Genomic DNA, 359 nt, shown 5'->3' on the forward strand with positions numbered 1-359 from the left:
GAGGTGTCGGGTCATGCCGCTGGCCTGTTCCCACAGTCCCCAGGCGATCGACAATCCCGCCAGGCCGTGGGCTCGCCGGTAGGTCGCCAATTCGTCGAGGAAACTGTTCGCCGCGGCGTAGTTGCCCTGGCCCGGGGACCCGACGATGCCGGCCATCGAGGAGAACATCACGAACGCCGACAGATCCATGTCCCGGGTGAGCTCGTGCAGGTTCCACGCACCATCGACCTTGCTCCGCAACACCGTGTCCATGCGGTGCGGCGTCAACGACGCGATCAACCCGTCGTCGAGCACCCCGGCCGCATGGAACACACCCTTGAGCGGGTACCGCGCCGGCAACCCGGCGATCAACGCCGCCA

At 67.1% G+C, this 359-nt stretch carries 1 protein-coding gene; it reads right to left on the reverse strand.

The features are described from left to right. Nucleotides 1–359: KR domain-containing protein (locus tag AC5Y5O_RS32280; RefSeq protein WP_500028781.1), on the reverse strand; the 359-nt coding region annotated here is incomplete at both ends.

Source organism: Mycobacterium sp. NGS40 (assembly GCF_059812735.1).